This window comes from Hymenobacter metallicola (assembly GCF_004745645.1).
Taxonomy (GTDB): Bacteria; Bacteroidota; Bacteroidia; order Cytophagales; family Hymenobacteraceae; genus Hymenobacter; species Hymenobacter metallicola.
Window position 1 is genome coordinate 696,856 of record NZ_SRMB01000001.1, and the last position, 23,463, is coordinate 720,318.

The following is a 23,463-nucleotide window of genomic DNA, read 5'->3' on the forward strand; positions in this document are numbered from 1 at the left end:
CACTTACATTTGCTGCTGTCAATCTCCATCGTTGGTTCCCGTTAACACTTCATGGCAATTCTTCGCTTTAAAGCTCTCGAGCTAGTTGACCAGCGTAAGCCGCTGGCCGTTGTTTCTTCCGATGAGCGCCGCTCCGACAGCTTCGGCAAGAACGTATTCAACCTGGACGCCATGCGCGCTACCATGCCGGGTGAGTACTTCAAAAAGCTCCAAGCCGCCATTAAACAGGGCTCACCTGTAGAACGCTCGGTAGCCGATGCGGTAGCTTCGGCCATGAAAACCTGGGCCATGGCCAAGGGCGCCACGCACTACACGCACTGGTTCCAGCCCCTGACGGGCTCCACGGCCGAGAAGCACGACTCCTTTTTCGATCTGAACTCCGACGGCCGCCCGGTCGAGAACTTTAAAGGTTCAGCGCTGGTGCAGCAGGAGCCCGATGCCTCCAGCTTCCCCAACGGCGGCATCCGCAATACCTTCGAAGCCCGCGGCTATACTGCCTGGGATCCAACTTCCCCCGCCTTCATCATCGAAACGGCCGGTGCCAAGACCCTGTGCATTCCCACGATTTTCGTGGCCTACACCGGGGAGGCCCTCGACTACAAAGCCCCGCTGCTCAAGTCGCTGGCGGCTTTGGAACAGGCGGCCGTCGACGTATGCCAGTATTTCGACAAGGATGTGAACCGCGTGAGCACCACGCTAGGTATCGAGCAGGAATACTTTATCGTCGACAAGGCGCTGTTTGATGCTCGTCCCGACTTGGTAATGACCGGCCGCACCCTGTTTGGTCATGCTCCGGCCAAGGGCCAGCAGCTGGAAGACCACTATTTTGGCTCTATCCCGAGCCGGGTACACGCGTTCATGCTCGAGTTCGAGGAGGAAGCCAACCGCCTCGGCATTCCACTGCGCACCCGCCACAACGAAGTGGCCCCCAATCAGTTTGAGTGCGCCCCGACCTTCGAGGATGCCAACCTGGCCGTCGACCACAACCAGCTGCTCATGGACATCATGGACCGCGTGGCCGAAAAGCACAGTCTGAAGGTGCTGCTGCACGAGAAGCCTTTCTCGGGCGTCAACGGCTCGGGCAAGCATAACAACTGGGCCATGAGTACCGACACGGGGGTGAACCTGCTGGCGCCCGGCCGCCGGCCCAAGGAAAACCTGCAGTTCCTGGCTTTCTTCATCACGACTATCAAGGCTGTGCACCGCTACGGCGACTTGCTGCGCGCCAGCATTGCCTCGGCCTCGAACGACCACCGCCTCGGCGCCAACGAAGCCCCCCCGGCCATCATGTCGGTATTCGTGGGTTCGCAGCTGAACTCGGTGCTGGATGAGCTGGAGCGCACGGCCAAACTGCCGCTCGACAAAGGCGACAACATCTACCTCAAGCTCGGTATCGACAAGATTCCAGCCATCCTGCTCGACAACACCGACCGCAACCGTACCTCGCCCTTCGCCTTCACCGGCAACAAGTTCGAGTTCCGGGCCGTGGGTTCGTCGGCCAACTGCTCCTCGTCGATGACGGTGCTCAACACAATTGTAGCCGATCAACTCATCGAGTTCAAGGAGTCCGTTGATGCTCTGATTGAGCAGGGCAAAAAGAAGGAAGTGGCTATTGTAGAGGTGTTGCGCGAGTACGTCATTAGCTCTAAGAATATCCGTTTCGAAGGCAACGGCTACTCCGACGAGTGGAAGGAAGAAGCCGCTAGCCGCGGTCTGAGCAACATCCCGACCACGCCCCAGGCCCTCGACGCCCTGGTGCGCGACGATGCTGCCGATTTGTTTGCCCGTCACAACATCTTCTCGCACGTGGAACTGCACGCCCGCCACGATATTTTGCTGGAAGAGTACATGAAGAAAATTCAGATTGAAAGCCGCGTAATGGGTGATTTGGCCGTAAACCATATCATTCCCACGGCCGTAGCGTACCAGACCAAGCTGATTACCAACGTACGCGGCCTGCGCGAACTGGGCCTCGACGACGAGCTGTCGCAGGTGACGGTGGATACTATCAAAGCAATTTCGCGCCACATTTCGACCATCAAAACCCAAGTGGATGAGATGATCAATGCCCGCAAAGTGGCCAACAAGATTGAGGATACCCGGGAGCGTGCCATTGCGTACTGCGACACGGTTAAAACGCATTTCGACACCATCCGCCGCTCCGTCGACAAGCTGGAGCTGATGGTAGCCGATGAGGACTGGCCTTTGGTAAAGTACCGCGAACTTCTGTTCCGGCACTAAGTCCAGAGGTTAGAATCAGACCGGAGTTGGGTGGGAATTTTCTCCGGTTTCTGATTTCACTAAAGCCGTTCCGGGTGGGGCGGCTTTTTTGTGTTTTAGGCCTAGCGCAGCTTCGGTAGATTTATCGCGCGCCACAGGCGCGCGGGTTTCGGTGGCGGCGCTACCGAGCGGAGTGTACGTTCTGGAAGTCGGCCCAGAGACAAAACAGAGCTTTTCGGCTTATTAAGCCAGTAGCTTCCTGCAAAATAGGCGAAACAATAAGCTGTGTCAGGTACCCAGGAGGCGGGTAGCTACGTATCTTATGGCCCATATTTCTTCAACACAAGAACCCCCAACATCCATCGGGGCTTCTTGTGTTGAAATCTGTTCGTTAGTTACCTTCCGCACCGCACCTAAGTTGTTCTATTTAGGTCCTTTGCCAAAAATTATGGTGACCTATGATGTTGAAAAGTGGCAACAAGACTTGCAAAAGCCCGCAACATATAGGCAGCAAAGCCAAAACAAATAGGTCATTCCGCTAGTCGGCCCGTGAGTCTGCTACCGTTATGGTATCGTTACCGGCTGGGGCCGGGGTTTGCTTGGGAGCTGGGAAAGGGCCTGGTGCGGTAGGCTTTTTACCGAAAAGGGCCAGCAGAATTACGATAATAGCCAGAACGACCAAGCCATTTTTGCTGGAAATAGAAACCCCGGCTACGTGCGGGGCGGGAGTTGGGCGCTGGGGCATAGAGTGAAGAGAAGAATGGCGAGTAAAACTACACTTGCTCCACCGTCAGCACATCCGGTATGGATAGATGGGCGGGTAACTCCCCAGTGCGGGCAAAATCGGCCCACAGCTGGCGTACTTGGCGGCCCGCCTGGTGAATCTGCTCCCAGGTGGAGTTGGCCAGCAGGGGAGTGGCCGCCCAACTGGCCTGGGTGCCTAGCAATAAGGGTAAATCCACGGTGTGGGCCGCGCCAAACGTGTCGCCGGCGGGCCGGAACACCACTGAAAACAGGAAAGCCCGCCCGCCGGCCCGGGCGTGCCGCTGGGCAAAGGCTTGGGCGGGGGCCAGGTAAATGCGCTTGGAGGTAGCCCCGACCAGCAGCTGCGTCAGCGGGGCGCCGAGCAGGGGAAGGCGGGGTAGCCACCGCAGCTTGGGCTCAATAACGGCAAAGAACCGGGTTTCTTCCCTCGTTGCCCCAATCAGGACGTCCACGCTGGGGGCCACAGCCTGCCACGCCTGGTCTAGTTCGGCCTCCGCCGGCAAGGGATAAGCTCCGTACTGGGTGCCGAAGGGCATTCCGCTCTTCAGCCCAAACCGGCGCACGGCTTTCGTCACACTACTCTCCCGGGCCAGTATTTCCGCTACCGGAGCAGTAGGCGGAAGCCTACCCGCCGCCTGGAGCATGACCTGAACCATGCGTTGGCGGTTGGGCGCCAGCCCGAGCGGAGCACTATGCATAATCACGCGCCGGAACAAGCCTGCCGTCCCCTCAGCCACCATCAGGTGAGCTATGGCGTCGGCCCCGGAGGAATGGCCCAACAGGGTTACCCGCCCGGGGTTGCCGCCAAACGCAGCAATATTGCGTTGCACCCAGCGGAGCGCTTCTCGCAGGTCCAGCAGGCCCAGGTTCGGCGGCGTGCCACTGGGGCTGCCTAAAAATCCCAAGAGTCCGAGCCGGTAGGTAACGGCCACGAATACCACCCGCTGCTCCGTAACGAGGGCCGCGGGGTCGTAGAGCGGCACGTCGCCCGCTCCGGTTACATACGAGCCCCCGTGCACCCACACCAGAACCGGCAATACTTCTTCCGGCGGTCGGTCGGCCGGAACGGTGATGGAAAGCCGCAGACAATCCTCGTCGAACGTGGCATCGGTGTAGAAGTCGCCGAAGGCCAGGGCAAGGCGCGGGTCGGCTACCTGTGGGCAGGCCGGGGCCGGGGAAGTGGCCAGAATGGGCTCCGCCGCGGCGGGCTCAGGCTCGGGAAACTGGAACCGCTCGGCCCGGGCGTAGCGAATTCCCGAAGCTCGCACTACGGTGCCATCACGCCAGCCAATGATGCGGCCTGCCGGAGTCAGGAAGTGGGGCAAACTAGGGGGCTGCATCAGTGGCCGCTCAAGTGCTTGAGAACCGCAATGACATCTTCGTCGCCCAGGGCGGGCAGAGCCTCCTGAAAGGTGTGGTGCACGACCTCGCTCATGGGGGTGCCCAGGCCTTCGGCTTTAGCCAGCCGCAGGTCCTTGGCCAGCAGTTTCAGGGCAAAGGCCGCCTGGTAGTTGTCGGCCAGGATGGCCTCGCCCTTGAGCTTGGCAAAAACGTTGCCCATGGCGCTGTTGGCAATGAGCGTGTGCAGGTCCTGCGCTTTCAAGCCCTGTTGCTGAGCGAAGAGAAAAGTTTCGGCCAGCCCCTGGGCGTGGAAAGCCAGCAAGGTGTTCATGGCTAGCTTGGCCCGGTTGCCGTTGCCGGGCGCTCCGAGGTGGAGGGCCAGCTTACCCAGGTGTTCAAACAGGGGAGAAGCTAGGGAAAATGCCTGCTCCTGGCCGCCCACCATGATGACGAGTTGCCCGCCCTCGGCCTGCTTGACGCTGCCCGATACCGGCGCGTCCAGGTAGGTATGGCCCTGGGCCTGACTCAGGGCGGCTAGCTCCTGGCTGATGCCCGGGGAAACCGTACTCATGTTTATCAGCAACTTGCCCGTTGCCGGGGCCTGCAGCAAGCCTTGCGGGCCGGTAAACAACTCGCGCACCGCCTGATCATCCGACACAATCAAAAACACGATGTCGACCTGCGGAAGCAGGGCGGCCGGCGAATCAGTTGTGGTGGCGCCCAGTGCCCGCAACGCCTCGGTTTTGTCTTTGCTGCGGTTATAAACCGTGAGCGGGTAACCAGCCGCTAGCAGGCGGCGCGACATGGGCAGGCCCATTGTGCCTAGGCCAATCCAACCGACGGGGGAGAGAGAATTCATGAGGGGTACTAGCGTGAAGTGAGGAAATCGAGGTTGGCTATACTGCCAAGCCTGAATTTGGTTGGCCGCCGGCCAGCAAACTTATTCGGGGCAGCGCCTTCCGGCTCGTGGCCCGGGCACGCATAGCTACGGGTAGGTAGCCCCGCTCGGGAGTAACGGCCAGCTGCTGGGGGTATTAAGCAACTTCCGGATAAGGAGTTTACGCGCCGGCCAGTAGGTGCTTGCGTGGTTTGGTGCTACCTTCGAGAAGGGTAGCAGAAATAAGTAGTAAGATGTACACTGACAAAAATACAGTTGTGGATAGCCTGGGCGAGGCAGGGTGGCCAGCGGAACAAGGAGCTGTGGCCGATAAGCAAAAGAGGCTGGATGGGGCCATGGTGGCTACCGCCGCCAAGCTGATTCCCCTGCTGGAATTGCTTGAAAGAATACGGCCTCATATGGCCAATGATTCAGTTTTTACATCCCGGCGCGAGAAAATCAACGCTCAAATGGCCCTGGCTCAGAAGCTGCTACTGACTGATAAGCCCAAGCGCGAGGCCATCGTGGAGGCATTCAAGATGCTGAGCGAGTTTGTGCGGGAGGAGTCGCGGGAGGTAAGCAAGGACGAAGTGAAAGAATCCACCAAGCGGTTTGTGCGGCTTACGCTCAAGGCGGCCCCCGATTTAATTCGGGTGGCGCATACGGCGGGGCTTTTTTCCTGACCTTTCCTCCGTAGCTGGCTAATCGCTACCTGCCTTGGCGGCCCGGCGGGGGAGGAATCCCGCCGGTGCTGGTTATATGATTAAGAAGGGGTAGATGCATAATAATAGGAATATTACATTTATTTATATTAATATTTTGAAGTTAAATTTAATTATCGCTAATATTAATCATGTTAAATATAAGCATAGTACACGGCGGGCCTTATAACAACCCCAGCCGAAGTGTGACCCGGAGCCCGGGCCACTGATTCTCTACATGCGGTGAAGAATAAGCCTTGATCTGCTGGCGCTTCCCCGAAGCGGATAGGCGAAGCGTACCCACTGTGATTTTTAAGTGCTTGAACTGACAGCAGATAGATTTTCGGCTGCCGGTTCGGCTACTCTTTTCCGGTGCTCTTGCTCCAGGTGTCCGTCCCACCTGCTAAGAGTCCATACCGAGGTCCTGTCCGCCGAAAACTCATTCGAGTTTTTGCCGGCACTACTTGCCTGTTGCCTGGGCAAGTCTGGTTGCGACCAGGTTGCGGCCACCTTCTGCGCTTGACTAAGCTCCTGAAGAGCTTAGCCTCTGTTCATGTTCCTTACTATTCCCAACCCCATCCTACCCCAAGCCCTAATGACTATGAAACAGATTTGCACCATGTTCTTCGTCAGTTGCCTGTGCCTGTGGCTCAGCCCCGTTTCGCGGGTACTGGCCCAGACTACCTCTGTGGAAGTTCCCGCCAAGGCAAGCCTGCAGCTGGGTTCGGCTGCTTCCGTTACCGCCGCATTCCGGCAGAAAGCCCAGGCCGTGGCCGGCCGGCCCAGCACCCTTCGCCAGCAAGTGCCCGGTGGGTCGGCTTTGGCGCTAAACCTGAAATCCAGCAAGCAGGAAGGTGCGGCCGAGCTGTTTTTTGGCGACGTGGCCGGGGCCGCACACAGCAGTTTCTACGTCAAAGTTGTGGGTGCGCAGGTGACGGGTGAAATCGTGATGCGCGACCAGAAGAAGTATTACAGCTTCACCTCCCGGCCCGATGGGGTGGTGTACCTGGAAGAAAAAGATATTGATAAGATACTCTGCGTGACCTACGACCAGGCCCAGGGCGAGCAGCCGGTATCCGACCCGTCGGCGGCCTCCCGCGCCGCGGCCATCCCCGTGCTCGAAAGCCTGCCCGGCGCCGGGGCGGTAGTGTACCTCGACCTGGACGGGCAGACGGTTTCGGGCACGCTCTGGAACACGAATTTCAACGGCGGGGCTCCCATCGTGGCCGCCCCTTCGTCCCTGACGGAAGCCCAGATTCTGGCGGTCTGGAAGATTATGGCCGAAGATTTCCGGCCTTTTGCCCTGAACGTTACGACCAATGAGGCCGTGTTCAACAGTGCCCCCATCAACCGGCGCATGCGGGTTATTTTCACTCCCACCAACTATTTCTACCCCGGGGCCGGGGGAGTAGCCTACCTGAACTCCTTTATCTGGGGCGGCACCTCGCGCGGGGAAACGCCCTGCTGGGTGTGGAACTCCGGCATCATCGGGGCCGGGGAAGCGGGTTCCCACGAAGTCGGTCATACGCTGTCTTTGTCACACGACGGACGCACCACGCCGTCCGAGGCCTACTTCCAAGGGCAGGAATCCTGGGCCCCCATTATGGGCGTGGGCTACTACCGGCCCGTGGTGCAGTGGAGCAAAGGCGAGTACCCTAACGCCAATAACACGGAGGATGACTTGCTGAAAATCACCACCCTGAACGGCTTCACCTACCGCGGCGACGACCACGGCAATACCAGCGCCGGCGCCACGGCGCTGAGCGTCAGCGGGGCCGGCGTGATTGCGGCCTCCAACCAGGGCGTAATCACGACGCGAACTGATGTCGACGTGTTTTCCTTTACCACCAGCGGCGGCACCGTAACGCTGAACGTGAATCCCAACCCGGATTATCCCAACCTGGACATTGCCCTGGTGCTGCGTAACTCGGCCAACGCCGTCGTCGCATCCGCCGACCCGGCCGGGTTGAATGCCTCTATTTCGCAGGCTCTGCCCGCCGGTACCTACTATCTGCAGATTGATGGGGTGCAGGGCGCCCTGGGCGCCAACTCCGACTATGCCTCGCTGGGCGCCTACTTCATTTCGGGCACCGTGCCCAGCAACGTGGCTCCTACCGTGAGCATTACCTCACCGGTTTCGGGCGCTACGTTTATTGCCCCGGCTACCATTAACATTGCCGCTACGGCTACCGACGCCAACGGCACCGTGGCCAAAGTGGAGTTCTACAACGGCGCTACCCTGCTGGGCGAAGACCTAACGGCCCCCTATACCTACAGCTGGACGGGCGTAGCGGCCGGTACCTACACCCTGACGACCAAAGCCACCGACAACAACGGGGCGGCTACTACCTCGGCGGGCGTAACTGTGACGGTGAACGAAAACGTGGCCCCAACCGTGAGCATTACGGCTCCTGCCTCGGGCGCTTCCTACTTCGCCCCGGCCACCATCAACATTGCCGCTACGGCGGCCGATGTGGACGGCACGGTGACCAAGGTGGAGTTCTACAGCGGCGCTACCAAAATCGGGGAAGACCTGACCGCGCCCTATACCTACAGCTGGGTGGGCGTGCCCGTGGGCAGCTACAGTCTCACGGCCAAAGCCACCGACAGCAACGACGCCACCACCACGTCGGCGCCGGTGTTGGTCAGCGTGACGGTGGATACCAACATTCCGCCGAAAGTGGCTATTGCGCAGCCGCGCACCGGGGCCAGCTTCACGGCCCCGGCTACCATCAAAATTGAGGCTATTGCCTTCGACGCCGACGGCACCGTGGCCAAAGTGGAGTTCTACAACGGGGCTACCAAAATCGGCGAGTCAATCGTGGCGGGGCCCGGCAGCATCTATAGCTTCGTCTGGAGCGGCGTGGGAGCAGGCTCGTACACGCTCACGGCCCGGGCCATCGACAACAACAGCGGTTCCCGGTTCTCCACGCCGGTGGTTGTAACCGTTGGGGGAGGCACCGAGCTTATCCCGGTTAGTAGCGGGGTGGCCACTAGCGACGTGCAGGTATACCCGAACCCGGCTTCCGACGACCAGCTCACCATTGCCGTGCAGGCCCCGGCCGAGCAGCAGCTGAGCCTGGCCTTGTTTAACGCGACGGGGCAGCGCGTGGCCTCGACCCAGCACAGCCTGAGCCTGGGCGACAACCAGGTGCGGATGTCTATTGCCACCCTGCCCAGCGGCCTGTATGTACTGGTCGGGCAGAAAGGGGCTGATACCTTCACCCAGCGGATCCTGATTGCGCACTAGCCCTGCAGGTATTCGTTTGGCAAAAAGCCCCGAAGTTGTTACTTCGGGGCTTTTTTTGTGGAAGAAAAGCGGCTGGGCTACGGCTTAGGTGCGGCCGGTAGCTGGGGCGGGGTGGGCGCGTCGTCGGGCAGTACTTCGGCACTGCTGCCGGCATCGGGTACCAGGGTTTTCCAGGCGGCACGCTTCAGTTCGTCGAGGCGGCGCAGGGTGTCCGACACGGTGGCGTGGCTTTTTACTTTCTCAAAGAAGCCGGTAGACACGCCTACTTGCACCAGCCGCTCCAGCACGAAGGGCAAAATCCAGCCCACGACATTGGTGGCCAGCGCCCCGCGCAGGCCGATGCGCACCAGCAGGCGGGCCGCCATCCGCTCCAGCAGCAGGGCTTTGGCCGCGGGCAGGGCTTTGTCGGCTAAAAAATCGGCTACCAGCTGCACATTGCCCTTCTGCACTTCGGCCCGCAGAATATCCTGCACCGAATCCAGGGCTTTTTTGGCCAGCTGCTGAAACAGCCGCCCGGTTTGCCAGGCCGCCAGGCCCGTGGCCCGGGCGGCATTAAATAAAGGAGGAAGGAAGAGAGGAGTTTTCATACGCAAAGGCGCTGGCTGCCGAATAGTGCTACGCGGCAGCGCGAAGAAAGGGTAAAAAAAGGAGTTGGCGGGGTGGGCCGGTGTAGCCATTCAATACTAGTGCAAAGCCCGGCGGGAGGTGGCCGAAAAATAAAGCCCGGCCGGGCTACTTCTTGCCGGCTCTGTTCCGTAGGTTGCCTACCGGATTAGGGCCCGTTGCCCAGCCTCCGGTGCGCCTCGGTTCTTCACTGTGCGGCCAAGTCCGTATACTGCGCATGCCCAGCTGGACCGGCAGTCGGTAATTCCTCTTCTATGCTTCTCCACTCCGAGTACCAAACCCTGTTTGAGGCCTTGCCGGACCTGCACCTGGCCCTAACGCCGGAACTGACCGTAGTGGCAGCATCTGGGGCGGCCGCGGCGGCCATTGGCTGTTCCCTCGACCAAGTGCTGGGCCAGACAGTAGAGAGGCTGTTTGCCGGCTCGGCGGCGGGGCTGCCCGACGGGTTGCTCCGTATTCTGCTCGACGCAGTGGACCACGTCCGGGCTTCCCGGCAGGCGTACGAAGTAACCAAGCACGGCTGGCGGCACCGGACCTGGCCGGTAGTCGGGCCGGAAAGTGACATTCGTTTTTTTCTGTACCGCGCCGAGCCGGTGCCCGAAGCCCAGAACTCCGCGCCCACCGTGGAGGGCCGACCGCCTTTTCAGCAGCTGCTCGATACGCTCCCGGTCATGGCCTGGATGGCCACTGCCGATGGCTCCGCCGAGTATCATAGCTCCCGCTGGCTGGCCTATACCGGCCTGCCTCCGGACCAGGCCCTGGGGCAAGGCTGGCTGCAAGCCACCCACGCCCAGGACCGGGCCACGATGCAGCAGACCTGGAAGGAGGCTTTGGCTACGGGCTCCGACTTCGAGGCGGAATACCGCTTGCGGCGCCACGACGGCGAATACCGCTGGATGCTGGTGCGCAGCGCCCCGAGCCGGGATGCGGCCGGCGCCATCACCAGTTGGGTGGGCACTACCTTCGACGTGCACGACCACAAGCAGATAGAGCAGCGCCTGGCTTCCCAGGACCGGCACTTACAGCAGATTCTGAGTCAGGTGCCGGCCCATATTGCCACGCTGCTGGGGCCCAACCATGTCTATGGCTTTCTAAATGAGAAGGGCAACCAGCTGTTCGGGGGCAAGGTGCAGCTGGGAATGCCCGCCGCCGAAGCCGTGCCGAGCTTGGTGACCACCGGCTACATCAAACTGGTCGACGAAATTTACCAGAGCGGTCAGCCCTTCGTGCTCACCGAAATGCCCATGGAGCAGCCCGCCGCCGCCGACGGCTCGGTGGCTACGCTCTACTTCGACGGGGTGCTGCAGCCCCTGACCGATGAGCAGGGCCACACCCAGGGCATTCTGGTGTTTGGCATCGACGTGACCGAGCGGGTGCTGGCCAAGCAGCGCACGGCCGATCTGATGGCCGAAATCCGGGAGCAGGATGCCCAGTTTCGCACCATGGTCGAGTCGTTGCCGCTGTTTGTGTATATCACCGATGCGGAAGGCAAGATGCTCTACATCAATCCGCAGCGCTACGAATTCACGGGCCAGCAGCCCGCCCCCGACTTCATTAACTGGGCCGAGCCCATTCACCCCGACGACCGGCCCCGGATGCTGACGGCCTTTGCGCGCGGACGGGAGCAGCGCCAACCCTGGTCGGGGGAGTTTCGGCTGCGTCGCCACGACGGGCACTACCGCTGGCAGCTGCTGCGTGCCGTGCCCATGCTGCGTCCCGATGGCTCGGTGGCGCGCTGGTACGGTTCCAGCGTCGATATCAACGACCAAAAGCAATTTCAGGAGCAGCTCGAAGGCAAAGACCAGCAGCTGCAGCGCATTCTCAACAACCTGCCCGCCATCATCAATACGATAGAAGGCCCCGAGCACCGCTATTCCTTTCTTTCCGAGCAGTTTCTGCAGCTGATGGGGGGGCGCGTCGCCCTGGGCCAGCGCGTGGCCGATGCCCAGCCCGAAATAATCGAGCAGGGCTTCGGCCGGATCCTGGACGAGGTTTACCGCAGCGGGGAACCCTACAAGGCCTTCGAGCAGCGGGTAGATTTGCCCAATGCCCTGACTCAGGAGCCGGAACCCCACTTTTTCAACTTTTCCTACCAGCTGCTGCCGCCCCTGGAAGACCAGCCCGAAACCCGGGGAATTCTCACCTTCGCCATCGATGTAACCGAGCAGGTAGTGGCCCGCCAGCGCGCCGAGGCCCTGACCACGCAGTTGCAATACAGCGACGAGCGGCTGCGGCGCATGACCGAAGCCCTGCCCATCATGACGTTCATCAACGATGCCACCGGCCGCACCGAATATACCAGTCCGCAGTGGTGGCACTACGCCGGCTACCCCGACGGGACCGACGTGAACGAGGTGTGGAACGAGCTGCTGCACCCCGATGACCGGGCCCGGGCCACGGCCGAATACGCGGCAGCCCTGGCCGAAAAGCGCGGCTGGAACATTGAAGTGCGCCTGCGCCGCCACGATGGGCACTACCGCTGGCACCTGAGCCACACGGTGCCGGCCGATACGGCCGAGGGGTTGAAATGGTACGGCTCTACGGTAGATATTCACGAGCAGAAGCGCCTGAGTCAGGAGCTGGCCGCCAGCACGGCGCATTTCAGCCAGCTCCTGGAGGCCCTGCCCCAACTCACCTGGACGGCCCACCCTGACGACGGGCAGGTAACCTACACCAACCGCAGCTACCAGGCCTACACCGGGGCCGGGGCCGCCGAGCTGCTGGGCGCCGGCTGGCGCGAATTTGTGCACCCCGATGATGCCGCCGCTACTTATACGAAGCTAACCGACGTGATTCAGCGCGGGGAACCGGCGCAGTCTGAGCACCGCCTGCGGGGAGCCGATGGGCGCTACCGCTGGTTTCTGGGCAACCTGCTGCCCCTGCACGACGCCTCGGGAGCCATTACCCAGTGGTTGGGCACCAATACCGATATCGACGACCAGAAGCGGGTGCAGGAGCAGCTCCGCCGCCAGGATCAACGGCTGAACCTGATTCTGGGGCAGGCTCCGGCTATTATTGCCACCATGGAGGGCGCCGACCACCGCTACGCTTTCTTCAATGAGAGCCATAATGCCTTGATGAACAGAAGAGTAGTGCTGGGCCGCCCGCTGGCCGAAGTAGCGCCCGAAATGGTGGAGCAAGGCTTTGTGGCCCGGCTCGACCGGGTGTATCAGACCGGAGAAACCTTTGTGGGGCACGAAGTGCCCATGCAGCCTGTGGGAGCTCCCACAGGCCAAGCTATGTTATACCTGGACTTGACTTTCCAGGCCCTGCGCGACGAGCAGGGGCAGATCTACGGGGTGTTGGCTTTTGCCGTGGATGCCACCGAGCGGGTGCGGGCCCGGCAGAGCGCCGGTGCCCTGGCCGCCGAGGTAAGTCGGCGCGACGTGCGCCTGCGCCGCATGACCGAAGCCTTGCCGGCCGTATCATTTATCTGCGCCCCCGATGGCCGGATGGAATACCTGAGCCCCCAGTGGTATCACTACACGGGGCAAACCACTGAGCTGGCCAGCCACGACATTTTTACGGCCTTGCTGCACCCCGACGACGAAGCCAGCGTGCGGCGGAGCCTGCAGCAGGCCTTGCGGCAGGGGCAACCCTGGGAGTTGGAATACCGCCTGCGCTACCACGATGGGCACTACCGCTGGCAGATCAGCCGGGGAGTGCCCGAGTACGATGCCCAGGGCCAGGCCCTGCGCTGGTATGGCACCATGGTCGACAACCACGAGCAGAAAGAGCTGCAAAACCAGCTGCGCCGTAGCGAAGAGCAATTCCGCTTTATGGCCGAAAGCATTCCGCAAATTGTTTGGACCGCCCGGCCCGACGGCCAGCTCGACTACATCAACCAGCGCTGGACCGAGCTGACCGGCGTGTCCGTGGAGCACGCGCTGGAGTTTGGCTGGACCGAGCTGATTCCGCCCCCGGACCGGGAAGAGGTGACGGCAAAGTTTGTGGCCGGTATGCAGAGTGGCCATGATTATGAGCAGGAAAGCCAGCTCTTCTCGGTCCAGGATGGGCGCTACCGGTGGTTTCTGCACCGCGGCACGCCCATGCGCGACGCGGAGGGCACCCTGCTCAAGTGGTTTGGCACCAGTACCGACATCGACGACTTCAAGCAGGCCAGCCGGCAGCTGGAGGCCCGCAATGAGCAGCTGGCCCGCACCAACGCCGACCTGGACAGCTTCGTGTACACGGCCTCCCACGATTTGAAGCAGCCCATCAACAACATGGCTGGCATTTTCGAGGAACTCACGCGCACGGCTTACTTCCGCGACCCGGACGCCATCAAGCTCATCACCATGTTTGAGCGGGCCCTGCAGCAGATTCACCAGACCATTCACGACCTCTCCGACGTGGTGCAGCTGCAGCGCCGCCATGCCCTGGTGCCGGCCGGCGAAGTAGCCCTGGAGCTCCTGACCCGGGAGGTTCTAAGCAGCATGCAGGAGCAAAGCACGGCGCTGGGCGCCGAGTTTAGCCTCGACTTTCAGGCCGTGCCCACCGTCTGGTTTGTGCGGCCCAACCTGCAAAGCATCCTCTACAACCTGCTCAGCAATGCCCTCAAATACGCCCAGCCCGGCCGCACGCCCCGGGTGCGGGTCTGGAGCAGTCTGGAAGCTGGCTTGCCCGTACTGAGCGTAGCCGATAATGGGCAGGGCATCGACCTGGAGCGGCACGGCAAAGAGCTGTTTCAGCTGTTCCGGCGCTTTCACGAGCACGTCGAAGGTTCGGGCATGGGGTTGTATTTGGTCAACCGGATGGTGCAACTCAACGGAGGCTGGCTGGAAGTCGACAGTGAGGTGGGAGTGGGCTCTACCTTCCGAATCCACTTTAAAACCGAAAGCCGGGCCGCTACCACCAACTAGCTCGCCCTATTTTTCTTCTCGAATCGATGCTATGAATGCTATAGTCATTAGTCAGCCGGGCGGGGCCGAGGTACTCCAGCTCCGGCAGCTGCCCCGGCCCGCACCCGCCGCCCACGAAGTCCTGATTCGGGTGCAGGCCGCCGGCCTCAACCGGCCGGATGTGCTGCTGCGCCAGGGCAAGTATGGCGGCGCGGGCGACGTCACCGGTCTGGTACCCGGCCTGGAACTGGCCGGTCTTGTCGAAGCCTGCGGGGCGGACGTCACGCGCTGGCAGCCCGGCGACGCGGTATGTGCCCTGCTTACGGCCGGGGCCTACGCCGAGTACGCCGTTGTGGACGCTCGCCACTGCCTGCCCGTGCCACCCGGCTGGACGATGCCCCAGGCCGCTTCGCTGCCCGAAACCGTCTTTACCGTGTGGCACAACGTGTTTCAGCGCGGCCAGCTGCGGCCGGGCGAAACCCTGCTGGTGCACGGCGGTAGCAGCGGCATTGGTAGTACGGCCATACAGTTGGCCGCCGCTCTGGGTTCTCCGGTATTTGCCACGGCCGGCAGCCCCGCCAAGTGCCAGGCTTGCGAGCAGCTAGGGGCCACGCGCTGCATCAACTACCGGGAAGAAGATTTTGAGGCTGCGCTACGCGAAACCGGCTTCGACGTGATTCTGGACATGATTGGCGGCGACTATATTCCGAAAAACCTGAACCTGCTCCGGGAAGATGGCCGCCTGGTCTTTATCAACGCCATGCGCGGCGCCAAAGCGGAGTTCAACGCGCTGGAAATCATGCGCCGCCGCCTTACCATCACCGGCAGCACCCTGCGCCCCCGCAGCGCCGACTTCAAAGCCGCCCTAACTGCCGAGGTCGAAAAGCATGTCTGGCCGCTGCTGGCGCAGGGTAAGTTCCAGCCCGTCATCTACCGCACCTTTCCCCTGGCCCAAGCCGCCGCCGCTCACCAACTGATGGAAAGCAGCGAGCATATCGGCAAAATCGTGCTAACGTGCTAACGCGAAGAAATGTGCTGGTGCTAATGCTCGTGTCCTGGCGAGGCAGAGCCGAAGCCATCCGTCCGCTGCGAAGGAAGTCACGCCCTTTGCCCACGAAGCCCTTTTTACCTGTCCTTACGAGGCGCAGCCGTGGCAATCCGTCCGCTGAAATGTGCGGCGCCTTTTAACCTGAAAAGCCCTTTACTCCAGCTGGAATACAGGGCTTTCTGGTACAAGAGCAGTAGTCACTTCGCAGAGGACGGATGGCCGCGCTTCGCTCGCCATGACAAATGACGGATGGCTTCGGCTCTGCCTCGCCAGGACACGGGCATCACCACCTCAGCACATTCCTTCGCCTTCGCATATCAGCCGTTTTTCTTCCACTTAATCGTGCAGCCGATGGCTTTGGTAGAACTCAGGGCGGCGGGCTTGCCGGCTAGGATGTCGGTCATGGCCTGCTCTACATACTTGGTTTTGACCAGCTTGGCATCTTCCGAGTTGTCGTCGATGGCCCCGATGTAGGATACTACCAGGTCGGCGCCTTTCCTGCTGACCACGTAAAGGTGGGGCGTGCGGGTGGCGCCGTAGGTGCGGGCCACCTGTTGGGTTTCGTCCTGCAGGTAGGCAAAGGGGTACTTTTTGCTGGCCGCGCGGCTTTTCATTTCGGCGTAGGAGTCGCCGGGTACGGTAGCGGGGTCGTTGGGGTTGATGGCCACCACGGGGTAGCCCTGGGGCGCGTATTTCTGGTGCAGCTCGATGATGCGGCTTTCGTAGGCCTTGGCGTAGGGGCAGGTGTTGCAGGTAAACACCACGATGTAGCCCTTGGCGGCCTTGTTATCAGCCAACGACACCATCTTACCATCCACGTTCTTGAGCTTGAAGTCCGCGACTTTGTCGCCGACCTGGTAGCCCGCTGGGCCGTCCACGAAGTTGCTGAGCAAAACCACCGCCAGCAGAGCGGGGAAGAAGGAGAGAAGCTTTTTCATGGGAAAAGGGAAAAGGTGGAAAACATGAGCGGTACTGCTACTGCAAAAACTTACTGATTTCGGCCGTCAACTCGGCCTGGGTGAACTCCTTTTCAAAGGTGGCCCGCCGGTTCTTCCGGCCGTTCCATATTACCGTAAACGGCAGCGCCCCCGACCATTTCGGGTCCACCTTATCCATGTAGGTATTCGGGTCCGACTCGTTCAAGAGCACCACTTCCGACTTCAAGCCGCGCTTGAGCACAAAGGGCTTCACTTTCTTGTCGAGCTGGGAGGCGTAGTCCATGCTCACGAGCAGCACCTTCACCTTTTTTCCGGCGTGGGTCGTGTTCAGCTGCTCAAACAGCGGCAGCTCCTTCACGCAGGGGGCGCACCAGGTGGCCCAGAAGTTGACTACGTAAGTCGTGTCATTCTGCTGGCTCAGCCGCTTCTGCAGCTCCGGCAGCTTGATAACGGCAACCTGCTGGGCCTGGGCCGACGCGCCGTACAACAGCCCGGTAACTAATAAAAAGAGCGTTAGGAATTTCATAGAATCAAGTCGTTTGAGGAAAGACAGCTGATACGCCGGAAAGTTGCCCGCTGCCCGACCAGACGCTTGCCTGCGTTTTGGGGAGAACAGGCCGACCCGTTACAATTCCGAACTTATTCTGGTCTGCCTGGGCCGGCACCGGGCCTCACGGAATTCGAACGGCCAGCCTAATAGTGACTTGTGGTGCCTGAATAAGACTCTTCTGCATTGCGCAGGAAGACGTAGTAGACGAACCTTCGACGCCCCAGACAGGAGTAGGCAGCTCTACAGGCCAACGTTTTTCGCCCAAGCACCACTTCCAAACCTTGCGTACCTTTGTCGGCCGCAACTTTACGCGCCGCTGCGTAGTTTTTGCTACGCTTACCTTGCCCGCCGCATGACCTCGACTTCCGCCTCCAAGATTTACTGCCCCAGCCTGACCGAATACAAGCGCCGCCTCTCGCGCGAAGTGAAAATCGGGGACCTGCCCCTGGGCGGCCTCAACCCCATCCGGGTGCAGAGCATGACCACCGTCGACACCATGGACACCCTGGGCTCGGTGGAGCAAACCCTGCGCATGGTGGAGGCCGGCTGCGAGTACGTGCGCATCACGGCCCCCAGCGTGAAAGAAGCCCAGAACCTGCTCGAAATCAAGAAGGAGCTGCGCAAGCGCGGCTGCTCGGTGCCGCTGATTGCCGACATTCACTTCACGCCCAACGCCGCCGAGCTGGCCGCCCGCATCGTGGAGAAAGTGCGCGTCAACCCCGGCAACTACGCCGATAAGAAGAAGTTTGACGTCATCGACTACACCGACGCCAGCTACGCGGCCGAAGTGGAGCGTATCCGGGAACGGTTCCGGCCCCTGGTGCAGATCTGCAAGCAGTACGGCACGGCCATGCGCATCGGCACCAACCACGGCTCCCTGTCCGACCGGATTCTGAGCCGTTACGGCGATACGCCCCTGGGCATGGTCGAGTCGGCCCTGGAATTTTTGCGCCTCTGCGAGGAAGAGAACTACTACGATGTGGTGCTCTCGATGAAGGCCTCGAATACCCAGGTGATGGTGCAGGCCTACCGCCTGCTGGTCCAGAAGCTCGACGAAGAAGGCCTGCAGCCCTATCCGCTCCACCTGGGCGTAACCGAAGCCGGTGAGGCCGAAGACGGCCGCATCAAGTCGGCCGTGGGCATCGGCACGTTGCTCGAAGACGGCCTCGGCGACACCGTGCGCGTGTCGCTCACCGAAGCGCCCGAAGCCGAAGCCCCCGTGGCCCGGGCCCTGATTGACCGCTACACCACCCGGGCTATTGAGGCCAAGCCCATTCGGCCGCTGGGCGTAGAGTCCGTTACGAGCAAGTCAAACGAGACTAACAACCAACAACCAGCAACCAACAACCAGCCTCCCATCGACCCCTTCCAGTACTTCCGCCGCCACACCCGCGAAGTGCAGAACCTGGGCGGGCAGAACGTGCCCCGGGTACTGGTGGATATTTCCCGGCTGTCGTCGGTAGAATATGCCGATCTGCGGGCCGTGGGGCACTTGTACTCGGCCTTCCTGGATAAATTTCAAATGAATGATCTGGGTGCCGACTACGTGTATAGCGGGCAGCGCCCGGTGCCGTTTATGCTGCCCAACGGCCTGAAAGAAGTGGTGGACTACAGCGCCTGGCTCGATGCCGGCCGCCGCCCCGACCATTACCCCGTACTCACCCCGGCCGAATACGCCGTAGCCGGCGCCAAGCATCCGGAGCTGAACTTCGTGTTCCAGACCCTGGATTCACTCACGCCCGCCGCCCTCGACCAGCTCCGCCAGGATGCCACGGCTGTCGTGATTCTTCATACCGATAACGCCCACGCCATGCCCGAAATCCGCCGGGCGTTTTTCGAGCTGCTCAATAATGGCATCACCAACCCGGTGATTATCAACCGGCAGTACCCCGAGCTGACCGCCGAGCAAACCCAGCTCTACGCCGCCACCGACGTGGGCGGCCTGCTGCTCGACGGCCTCGGCGACGGAGTGGTGCTGAGCACCGAGCTGTTGCCCGAGCGCCCTAAAGAGCAGTGGCTCACGACCCTGGACCAGCTCAACCAGCTCAGCTTCGGCATTCTGCAGGCGGCCCGCACGCGCATGTCCAAGACCGAGTACATCAGCTGCCCCAGCTGCGGCCGGACGCTGTTTGATTTGCAGGAAACCACCGCCATGATTCGCAAGCGCACCGACCATTTGAAGGGCGTCAAAATCGGCATCATGGGCTGCATCGTGAACGGGCCCGGCGAAATGGCCGACGCCGACTACGGCTACGTGGGCGTGGGCAAAGGCAAAATTGCCCTCTACCGCGGTCAGGAAGTCATCAAGAAATCCGTGCCCGAGGAGCAGGCCGTGGATCAGCTTATCGAGCTTATGCGCGAAGACGGCAAGTGGCTGGAGCCCGTGGTGCTGGAAGAGCCGGTGGGAGTGTAGGCAAACGCCGCTACAAGATGAGACTGATGCTGTTTCTCCTGTGTGGTTTTGCCGGTGCGATTCTGCTGGCCAAGCTTCTGAACCTGGACAAGCGGCCTAAATGGATACTGGGCGGCACCTTCGTAATTGCCTGTGGCTTTGCCGCGTTGGGTGCCTACGAAGGGTGCGCCGACAAATGGAATACCACAAAGATTGGCCGACACGGTAATTGCTCGTACCACAGAAGGCTAAAAACCCATCTGAACATCTATGGCTGGTGTGGCTTGGCTGCTAGCCTGTTAGTTATTGTGGCGACGCCCACTGATTTGAGGAAAAAGTAAGCCGCCGTAGCGGGGGCACGAAAAAGTGACCGACTGCTGCCGATTTTTTCTGGCTCCCCGGGTAACGTGCCGCAGTAAGGCGGGCCGAGGATAAGGTGCCCTAAAACATCCGCGCCGCTCAGCCGTCTGCACCTGCATGAAACTACGAGTGATACTGACCGGCGCGACCGGCATGGTAGGAGAGGGCGTGCTGCTGGAATGCCTAAGCAACCCCGATGTGGAGCAGGTACTGAGCGTGAGCCGCCGGCCCAGCGGCCACCAGCACCCCAAGCTGCGCGAAATCATTCATGCTGACTTCCACGACCTGACGCCGATTCAGGACCAGCTCACGGGCTACAACGCCTGCTTTTTCTGCCTGGGCGTGTCGTCGGTGGGGATGAAGGAGCCCGAGTACCGCCGCCACACCTATGAGTTGACCCTGCACTTCGCCCAAACCCTGCTGCCCCGCAACCCCGAGCTGACGTTCTGCTACGTGTCGGGGGCCAGCACCGATAGTACCCTGCAAAGCCGGCAGATGTGGGCCCGGGTGAAGGGTGAAACCGAAAACACGTTGCTCGACTTAGGCTTCAAGGCTGCCTACATGTTCCGCCCCGGCTTTCTGCGCGCCACGCCCGGCCAGCAGCACGTGCTGTCGTACTACAAGTACTTTGGCTGGCTCTACCCGGTCGTGCGCGCCCTGTCGCCCAAGTTCGCCTCGACCATAGCCGAGCTGGGGCAGGCCATGCTGCACGTCGCCCGGTACGGCGCCCCGAAAAAGGTGTTGGAAGTACCCGACATCGTGGCCCTGGCCAAGCGGTAAGGCTAGTAGTGGGGCTACACAATCGGTCGGCGGCGGTGCAGAAACTGCTGCTTCATCCAGAAAAATGGCACGCCCAACCCCACGATAAAGCCCCAGTCGGCGCCGAAGCGCTGCAGGCCTTCCAGGGCCAGATCGAAGCGGCCCACGGCCAGGCCGGCCCCAATCAGGGCGGCGGCCGGAATAAAGGCCATGGCAATCAGGGGCCCGGCCTGGAAGCTGCGGCGGTAGGCGGCCAGCATCACCACGCCGGCCAGGGCCCCAGCCCCGGCTACCAGCAGCTCCATCCACTTCGGGTGCAGCAGGTGTAGCACTTCGGGGTTGGTGGCCAGCTTCGCTTCCGTGGTTTCGCCGGTGGCTACGAGCACGTACATGGTCAGGGCGGCGGTGCCAATGAGCACGGCGTAGCCCGCCAGTGCTGACTGCAGGCCGCGCCATACCACAATCCAGCGCCGCAGGGCCAGGCCCACGGGTACTTTGGTCATGGGGTCGAAGCCGGGGGCAATGATGGCCGAGGCCACGAAGGCTATGGCCTGCGGTACAGGGTCCGACACCAAGCCTACGGCGCAGATCAGGCCGCCCAGGGCCATGAGCAGCAGATAGTTGGTGGTAATGGCCCCCTGGTGGCGCAGGCCGCTTTCTACCTCTTCCCAGATAGCCTCATCTTTGTCATCGACAATGGTTTTGTGCTCGGCCGGGGCAATAAAGCTGGCGGCCTCGCTCGTCACCACGCTCAGGTCATTCTCGGAAGCCACCGCCGCCCGGGCCCGGCGCAGCACCTCGTCGGCCCCGCGGTTGAGCACGTGCACCACCAGCACGTCGCCGATGGGCTTGCGGGAGGCGCCGGGCTGCACGCTGAGGCCAATAACTTCCTGCAGGGCGGTTAATTCCTGACAAAGCGAGTCTGTTACCGCCGCCGGTACGGTAATTTCCAGGGTACGATGCATAGCAGATAGGAGGTAGAAATGCCGCCGCGGGCAGCTGAACACTAGGCCGGTGTACGGGCCGCAGGTCCCGGCTGTTCGTTTTTTAGGCGGCCGCGGCCCAACCCGGCCGGATTACTACCTTTGCCCGCCACCCCACTTTGCTGCATGATTCAAACCGTCATTTTCGATATGGACGGCGTGCTGGTCGACACCGAGCCGCTCCACCACGACGCCTTTTTTCGCCACTTCGCCGAGCTGGGCATTCCCATGACGGCCGAGGAATACGCCACATTTCTGGGCGCCTCGACGCGCAACGTGTACCAGCAGCTCAAAGAGCAGTTTGGATTACCGCAGGAAGTCGAAACCCTGATTCAACGCAAGCGGGAGCTGTTTGGCAAGTCTTTCGACGAATCGACGGCGCTGGATTTGCTGCCCGGCGCCCGGGCCCTGATTGAAGACCTGCACCAAGCCGGCATCCCGCTGCAGCTGGCTTCGTCGGCCTCCAAGGAAACCATTGCCCGCGTCTTTACCCGCTTTGGCCTCTACCCGTACTTCGACAACCTGGTCAGTGGGGAAGATTTTCCGCGTTCCAAGCCCGATCCGGCCATTTTCCTGTACGCGGCCCGGCTGGCGGGCGTGGCGCCGGCGCACTGCGTGGTCATTGAAGATTCGGCCAACGGCGTAACGGCGGCCAAAGCGGCCGGCATGCGGTGTATCGGGTACCAGAGCGAGCATTCCACCGGCCAGGACCTGCACCACGCCGACCAAGTCGTAGTGGATCTGGGACAGCTGAGCGCGGCCGTGATTCAGGCGTTGTAGCTCCGGCGTTAGGGTTCCGGAAGGCGCGTGAACCTACTTATTTAGGGGGCCTACCCATTTCCGACCCGGCTACGTATGCAAGGCAACACTAGACCTAGATAAGGAGACTTGTCGGATGGCCACCCGGGCGTTGAAACTACCTGAGCTGAGCTTGCTCATGTTTATGCTGCGCGGCACGCCCGCTGCCGAGCGGCTACTCACGATTCTGTACTCGGCTGAAGTAACCGAGCTGGAGCCTGGTCAAACCGGCAGTCTGCGCTTTGTTAGCGCACTGCCCAACCGCCGGCTGGGGGAAAAGGTGGCCGGCACCCGCTTTCTGGACGAAGACGGTGTGCCGGTGTTCGTGTCGCTCTACCTCGATGAGCAGGGCGAGCTGTATGAACTGGACTGCTGGAAGGTCGATGACACGCCCCTGCGGCGCATTCCGGCTTTTTAACGCCCTACTGGCAGCCGTCCTTGCGCCGGGTATCGATGATGTGCACAATTTTCCAGCCCGCCGCGTACTTCACCAGCTGAAACGAGTTGTAGCCGCAGTGGCTGAACTTGGAGCCCACGTAGAACTGGTAGGGCGTCCAGACGCTGGCCAGGTTGGCGTCTATCAGCACCTGCTCGAAGGTAATGCGCTCATCGTAAACCTCCTTATGGGGCGTGCCGACCAGTTTCAGAAACTCCGAGGCTTTTTCGCTGCCTAGTTGCACCCCGTTGCGGCTCCCAATCGTGTGCAGCACCACGCCCGGGGCCAGGGTGCTGCGTACCATGGTGCTGTCGCCTTTGCGCATGCCGTCGAAAAAGCGGGTAATAGTTTGCTTAACAGCCTCTTTTTCGGCCGGGGCCGCTTGTTGGGCATAAGCCGCCGAAGAGCAGGTGAGCAACAGGCCGGGGAGAAGTTTCTTCATGGAGAGAGGCTGACGTGATGGTTACGGTTGGGAAAAGAAACGTAAGTGCGGGCAGAGTTGCACTGTTGCTGCGCCAACACCCAATGCTACGTCCGGCCATGAGTCGCCACTGCTGCGGCGCCTGAATGCTAAGCAGTA

General features: G+C 61.3%; 19 protein-coding genes. 11 read left to right on the forward strand and 8 right to left on the reverse strand.

Going from position 1 to position 23,463, the window contains the following annotated elements; translation table 11 throughout:
* Positions 1 to 51 precede the first annotated feature (51 nt).
* A complete protein-coding gene (locus E5K02_RS02925; RefSeq protein ID WP_135391902.1) occupies positions 52 to 2,241 on the forward strand; it encodes a glutamine synthetase III family protein in 2,190 nt (729 codons plus the stop codon).
* 301 nt (positions 2,242 to 2,542) lie between these two features.
* Positions 2,543 to 2,749 (forward strand): hypothetical protein, encoded by a 207-nt coding sequence (locus E5K02_RS02930; protein ID WP_135391904.1) that lies wholly within the window; start codon positions 2,543 to 2,545, stop codon positions 2,747 to 2,749.
* A gap of 9 nt (positions 2,750 to 2,758) precedes the next feature.
* On the opposite strand, the gene E5K02_RS02935 is transcribed toward E5K02_RS02930, so the two are convergent.
* Genes E5K02_RS02935 through E5K02_RS02945 form a run of 3 tightly spaced genes read right to left on the reverse strand, consistent with a single transcriptional unit; the run spans position 2,759 to position 5,185 of the window.
* Complete coding sequence (locus E5K02_RS02935; RefSeq protein ID WP_135391906.1) at positions 2,759 to 2,965, reverse strand: hypothetical protein; 207 nt, start codon at positions 2,963 to 2,965, stop codon at positions 2,759 to 2,761.
* 28 nt (positions 2,966 to 2,993) lie between these two features.
* On the reverse strand, positions 2,994 to 4,325 hold the full coding sequence (locus E5K02_RS02940; RefSeq protein ID WP_135391908.1) for a carboxylesterase family protein: 1,332 nt from the start codon (positions 4,323 to 4,325) through the stop codon (positions 2,994 to 2,996).
* Entirely contained in the window at positions 4,325 to 5,185 is an 861-nt protein-coding gene (locus tag E5K02_RS02945; RefSeq protein WP_135391910.1) for an NAD(P)-dependent oxidoreductase, read from the reverse strand. Before E5K02_RS02945 ends, E5K02_RS02940 begins: the two co-directional genes overlap by 1 nt.
* Before the next feature lie 272 nt (positions 5,186 to 5,457).
* On the opposite strand from E5K02_RS02945, the gene E5K02_RS02950 reads away from it, so the two are divergent.
* Positions 5,458 to 5,886, forward strand: a complete 429-nt coding sequence (locus tag E5K02_RS02950) for a hypothetical protein (protein ID WP_135391912.1) — start codon at positions 5,458 to 5,460, stop codon at positions 5,884 to 5,886.
* A gap of 619 nt (positions 5,887 to 6,505) precedes the next feature.
* Complete coding sequence (locus tag E5K02_RS02955; protein ID WP_167856266.1) at positions 6,506 to 9,154, forward strand: Ig-like domain-containing protein; 2,649 nt, start codon at positions 6,506 to 6,508, stop codon at positions 9,152 to 9,154.
* A 77-nt stretch (positions 9,155 to 9,231) separates the two neighbouring features.
* On the opposite strand, the gene E5K02_RS02960 is transcribed toward E5K02_RS02955, so the two are convergent.
* A complete protein-coding gene (locus tag E5K02_RS02960) occupies positions 9,232 to 9,741 on the reverse strand; it encodes a hypothetical protein (protein ID WP_135391916.1) in 510 nt (169 codons plus the stop codon).
* A 291-nt stretch (positions 9,742 to 10,032) separates the two neighbouring features.
* Between E5K02_RS02960 and E5K02_RS02965 the strand changes: the two genes are divergently transcribed.
* Positions 10,033 to 14,640 (forward strand): PAS domain S-box protein, encoded by a 4,608-nt coding sequence (locus E5K02_RS02965; RefSeq protein WP_135391918.1) that lies wholly within the window; start codon positions 10,033 to 10,035, stop codon positions 14,638 to 14,640.
* 31 nt (positions 14,641 to 14,671) lie between these two features.
* Positions 14,672 to 15,640: an NAD(P)H-quinone oxidoreductase gene (locus tag E5K02_RS02970; protein WP_135391920.1), complete on the forward strand. Its 969-nt coding sequence runs from the start codon at positions 14,672 to 14,674 to the stop codon at positions 15,638 to 15,640.
* Positions 15,641 to 15,984: 344 nt separating this feature from the next.
* Here the strand turns inward: E5K02_RS02970 and E5K02_RS02975 are convergent, their stop codons facing one another.
* Both E5K02_RS02975 and E5K02_RS02980 read right to left on the reverse strand, forming a co-directional pair.
* Positions 15,985 to 16,605, reverse strand: a complete 621-nt coding sequence (locus E5K02_RS02975) for a thioredoxin family protein (RefSeq protein ID WP_135391922.1) — start codon at positions 16,603 to 16,605, stop codon at positions 15,985 to 15,987.
* Positions 16,606 to 16,642: 37 nt separating this feature from the next.
* Positions 16,643 to 17,131 (reverse strand): TlpA disulfide reductase family protein, encoded by a 489-nt coding sequence (locus tag E5K02_RS02980; protein WP_135391924.1) that lies wholly within the window; start codon positions 17,129 to 17,131, stop codon positions 16,643 to 16,645.
* A gap of 376 nt (positions 17,132 to 17,507) precedes the next feature.
* Here E5K02_RS02980 and ispG point away from each other — a divergent pair, with 376 nt between their 5' ends.
* The 3 genes from ispG to E5K02_RS02995 all read left to right on the forward strand — a co-directional run bounded on the left by ispG (position 17,508) and on the right by E5K02_RS02995 (position 20,687).
* Positions 17,508 to 19,568, forward strand: coding sequence for a (E)-4-hydroxy-3-methylbut-2-enyl-diphosphate synthase (gene ispG, locus E5K02_RS02985; RefSeq protein WP_135391926.1), 2,061 nt, complete (start codon positions 17,508 to 17,510; stop codon positions 19,566 to 19,568).
* Positions 19,569 to 19,585: 17 nt separating this feature from the next.
* Positions 19,586 to 19,888, forward strand: a complete 303-nt coding sequence (locus tag E5K02_RS02990; RefSeq protein WP_167856267.1) for a hypothetical protein — start codon at positions 19,586 to 19,588, stop codon at positions 19,886 to 19,888.
* 136 nt (positions 19,889 to 20,024) lie between these two features.
* Entirely contained in the window at positions 20,025 to 20,687 is a 663-nt protein-coding gene (locus E5K02_RS02995; protein ID WP_135391930.1) for an NAD-dependent epimerase/dehydratase family protein, read from the forward strand.
* A gap of 14 nt (positions 20,688 to 20,701) precedes the next feature.
* Here E5K02_RS02995 and E5K02_RS03000 read toward each other — a convergent pair whose 3' ends face one another.
* Positions 20,702 to 21,631 (reverse strand): DUF389 domain-containing protein, encoded by a 930-nt coding sequence (locus E5K02_RS03000; RefSeq protein WP_135391932.1) that lies wholly within the window; start codon positions 21,629 to 21,631, stop codon positions 20,702 to 20,704.
* Positions 21,632 to 21,775: 144 nt separating this feature from the next.
* Here E5K02_RS03000 and E5K02_RS03005 point away from each other — a divergent pair, with 144 nt between their 5' ends.
* Both E5K02_RS03005 and E5K02_RS03010 read left to right on the forward strand, forming a co-directional pair.
* On the forward strand, positions 21,776 to 22,429 hold the full coding sequence (locus tag E5K02_RS03005; protein WP_135391934.1) for an HAD family hydrolase: 654 nt from the start codon (positions 21,776 to 21,778) through the stop codon (positions 22,427 to 22,429).
* Positions 22,430 to 22,544: 115 nt separating this feature from the next.
* Complete coding sequence (locus E5K02_RS03010) at positions 22,545 to 22,865, forward strand: DUF6984 family protein (RefSeq protein WP_394346412.1); 321 nt, start codon at positions 22,545 to 22,547, stop codon at positions 22,863 to 22,865.
* A gap of 4 nt (positions 22,866 to 22,869) precedes the next feature.
* Here the strand turns inward: E5K02_RS03010 and E5K02_RS03015 are convergent, their stop codons facing one another.
* A complete protein-coding gene (locus E5K02_RS03015; RefSeq protein WP_135391938.1) occupies positions 22,870 to 23,325 on the reverse strand; it encodes a nuclear transport factor 2 family protein in 456 nt (151 codons plus the stop codon).
* Positions 23,326 to 23,463: the final 138 nt, after the last annotated feature.

Excerpts from the sequence above, each read along its gene's own strand:
- E5K02_RS02925 (WP_135391902.1), top strand. The coding sequence starts at position 52 with ATGGCAATTCTTCGCTTTAAAGCTCTCGAGCTAGTTGACCAGCGTAAG.
- E5K02_RS02930 (WP_135391904.1), top strand. The coding sequence starts at position 2,543 with ATGGCCCATATTTCTTCAACACAAGAACCCCCAACATCCATCGGGGCT.
- E5K02_RS02935 (WP_135391906.1), bottom strand. The coding sequence starts at position 2,965 with ATGCCCCAGCGCCCAACTCCCGCCCCGCACGTAGCCGGGGTTTCTATT.
- E5K02_RS02940 (WP_135391908.1), bottom strand. The coding sequence starts at position 4,325 with ATGCAGCCCCCTAGTTTGCCCCACTTCCTGACTCCGGCAGGCCGCATC.
- E5K02_RS02945 (WP_135391910.1), bottom strand. The coding sequence starts at position 5,185 with ATGAATTCTCTCTCCCCCGTCGGTTGGATTGGCCTAGGCACAATGGGC.
- E5K02_RS02950 (WP_135391912.1), top strand. The coding sequence starts at position 5,458 with ATGTACACTGACAAAAATACAGTTGTGGATAGCCTGGGCGAGGCAGGG.
- E5K02_RS02955 (WP_167856266.1), top strand. The coding sequence starts at position 6,506 with ATGAAACAGATTTGCACCATGTTCTTCGTCAGTTGCCTGTGCCTGTGG.
- E5K02_RS02960 (WP_135391916.1), bottom strand. The coding sequence starts at position 9,741 with ATGAAAACTCCTCTCTTCCTTCCTCCTTTATTTAATGCCGCCCGGGCC.
- E5K02_RS02965 (WP_135391918.1), top strand. The coding sequence starts at position 10,033 with ATGCTTCTCCACTCCGAGTACCAAACCCTGTTTGAGGCCTTGCCGGAC.
- E5K02_RS02970 (WP_135391920.1), top strand. The coding sequence starts at position 14,672 with ATGAATGCTATAGTCATTAGTCAGCCGGGCGGGGCCGAGGTACTCCAG.
- E5K02_RS02975 (WP_135391922.1), bottom strand. The coding sequence starts at position 16,605 with ATGAAAAAGCTTCTCTCCTTCTTCCCCGCTCTGCTGGCGGTGGTTTTG.
- E5K02_RS02980 (WP_135391924.1), bottom strand. The coding sequence starts at position 17,131 with ATGAAATTCCTAACGCTCTTTTTATTAGTTACCGGGCTGTTGTACGGC.
- ispG (WP_135391926.1), top strand. The coding sequence starts at position 17,508 with ATGACCTCGACTTCCGCCTCCAAGATTTACTGCCCCAGCCTGACCGAA.
- E5K02_RS02990 (WP_167856267.1), top strand. The coding sequence starts at position 19,586 with ATGAGACTGATGCTGTTTCTCCTGTGTGGTTTTGCCGGTGCGATTCTG.
- E5K02_RS02995 (WP_135391930.1), top strand. The coding sequence starts at position 20,025 with ATGAAACTACGAGTGATACTGACCGGCGCGACCGGCATGGTAGGAGAG.
- E5K02_RS03000 (WP_135391932.1), bottom strand. The coding sequence starts at position 21,631 with ATGCATCGTACCCTGGAAATTACCGTACCGGCGGCGGTAACAGACTCG.
- E5K02_RS03005 (WP_135391934.1), top strand. The coding sequence starts at position 21,776 with ATGATTCAAACCGTCATTTTCGATATGGACGGCGTGCTGGTCGACACC.
- E5K02_RS03010 (WP_394346412.1), top strand. The coding sequence starts at position 22,545 with ATGGCCACCCGGGCGTTGAAACTACCTGAGCTGAGCTTGCTCATGTTT.
- E5K02_RS03015 (WP_135391938.1), bottom strand. The coding sequence starts at position 23,325 with ATGAAGAAACTTCTCCCCGGCCTGTTGCTCACCTGCTCTTCGGCGGCT.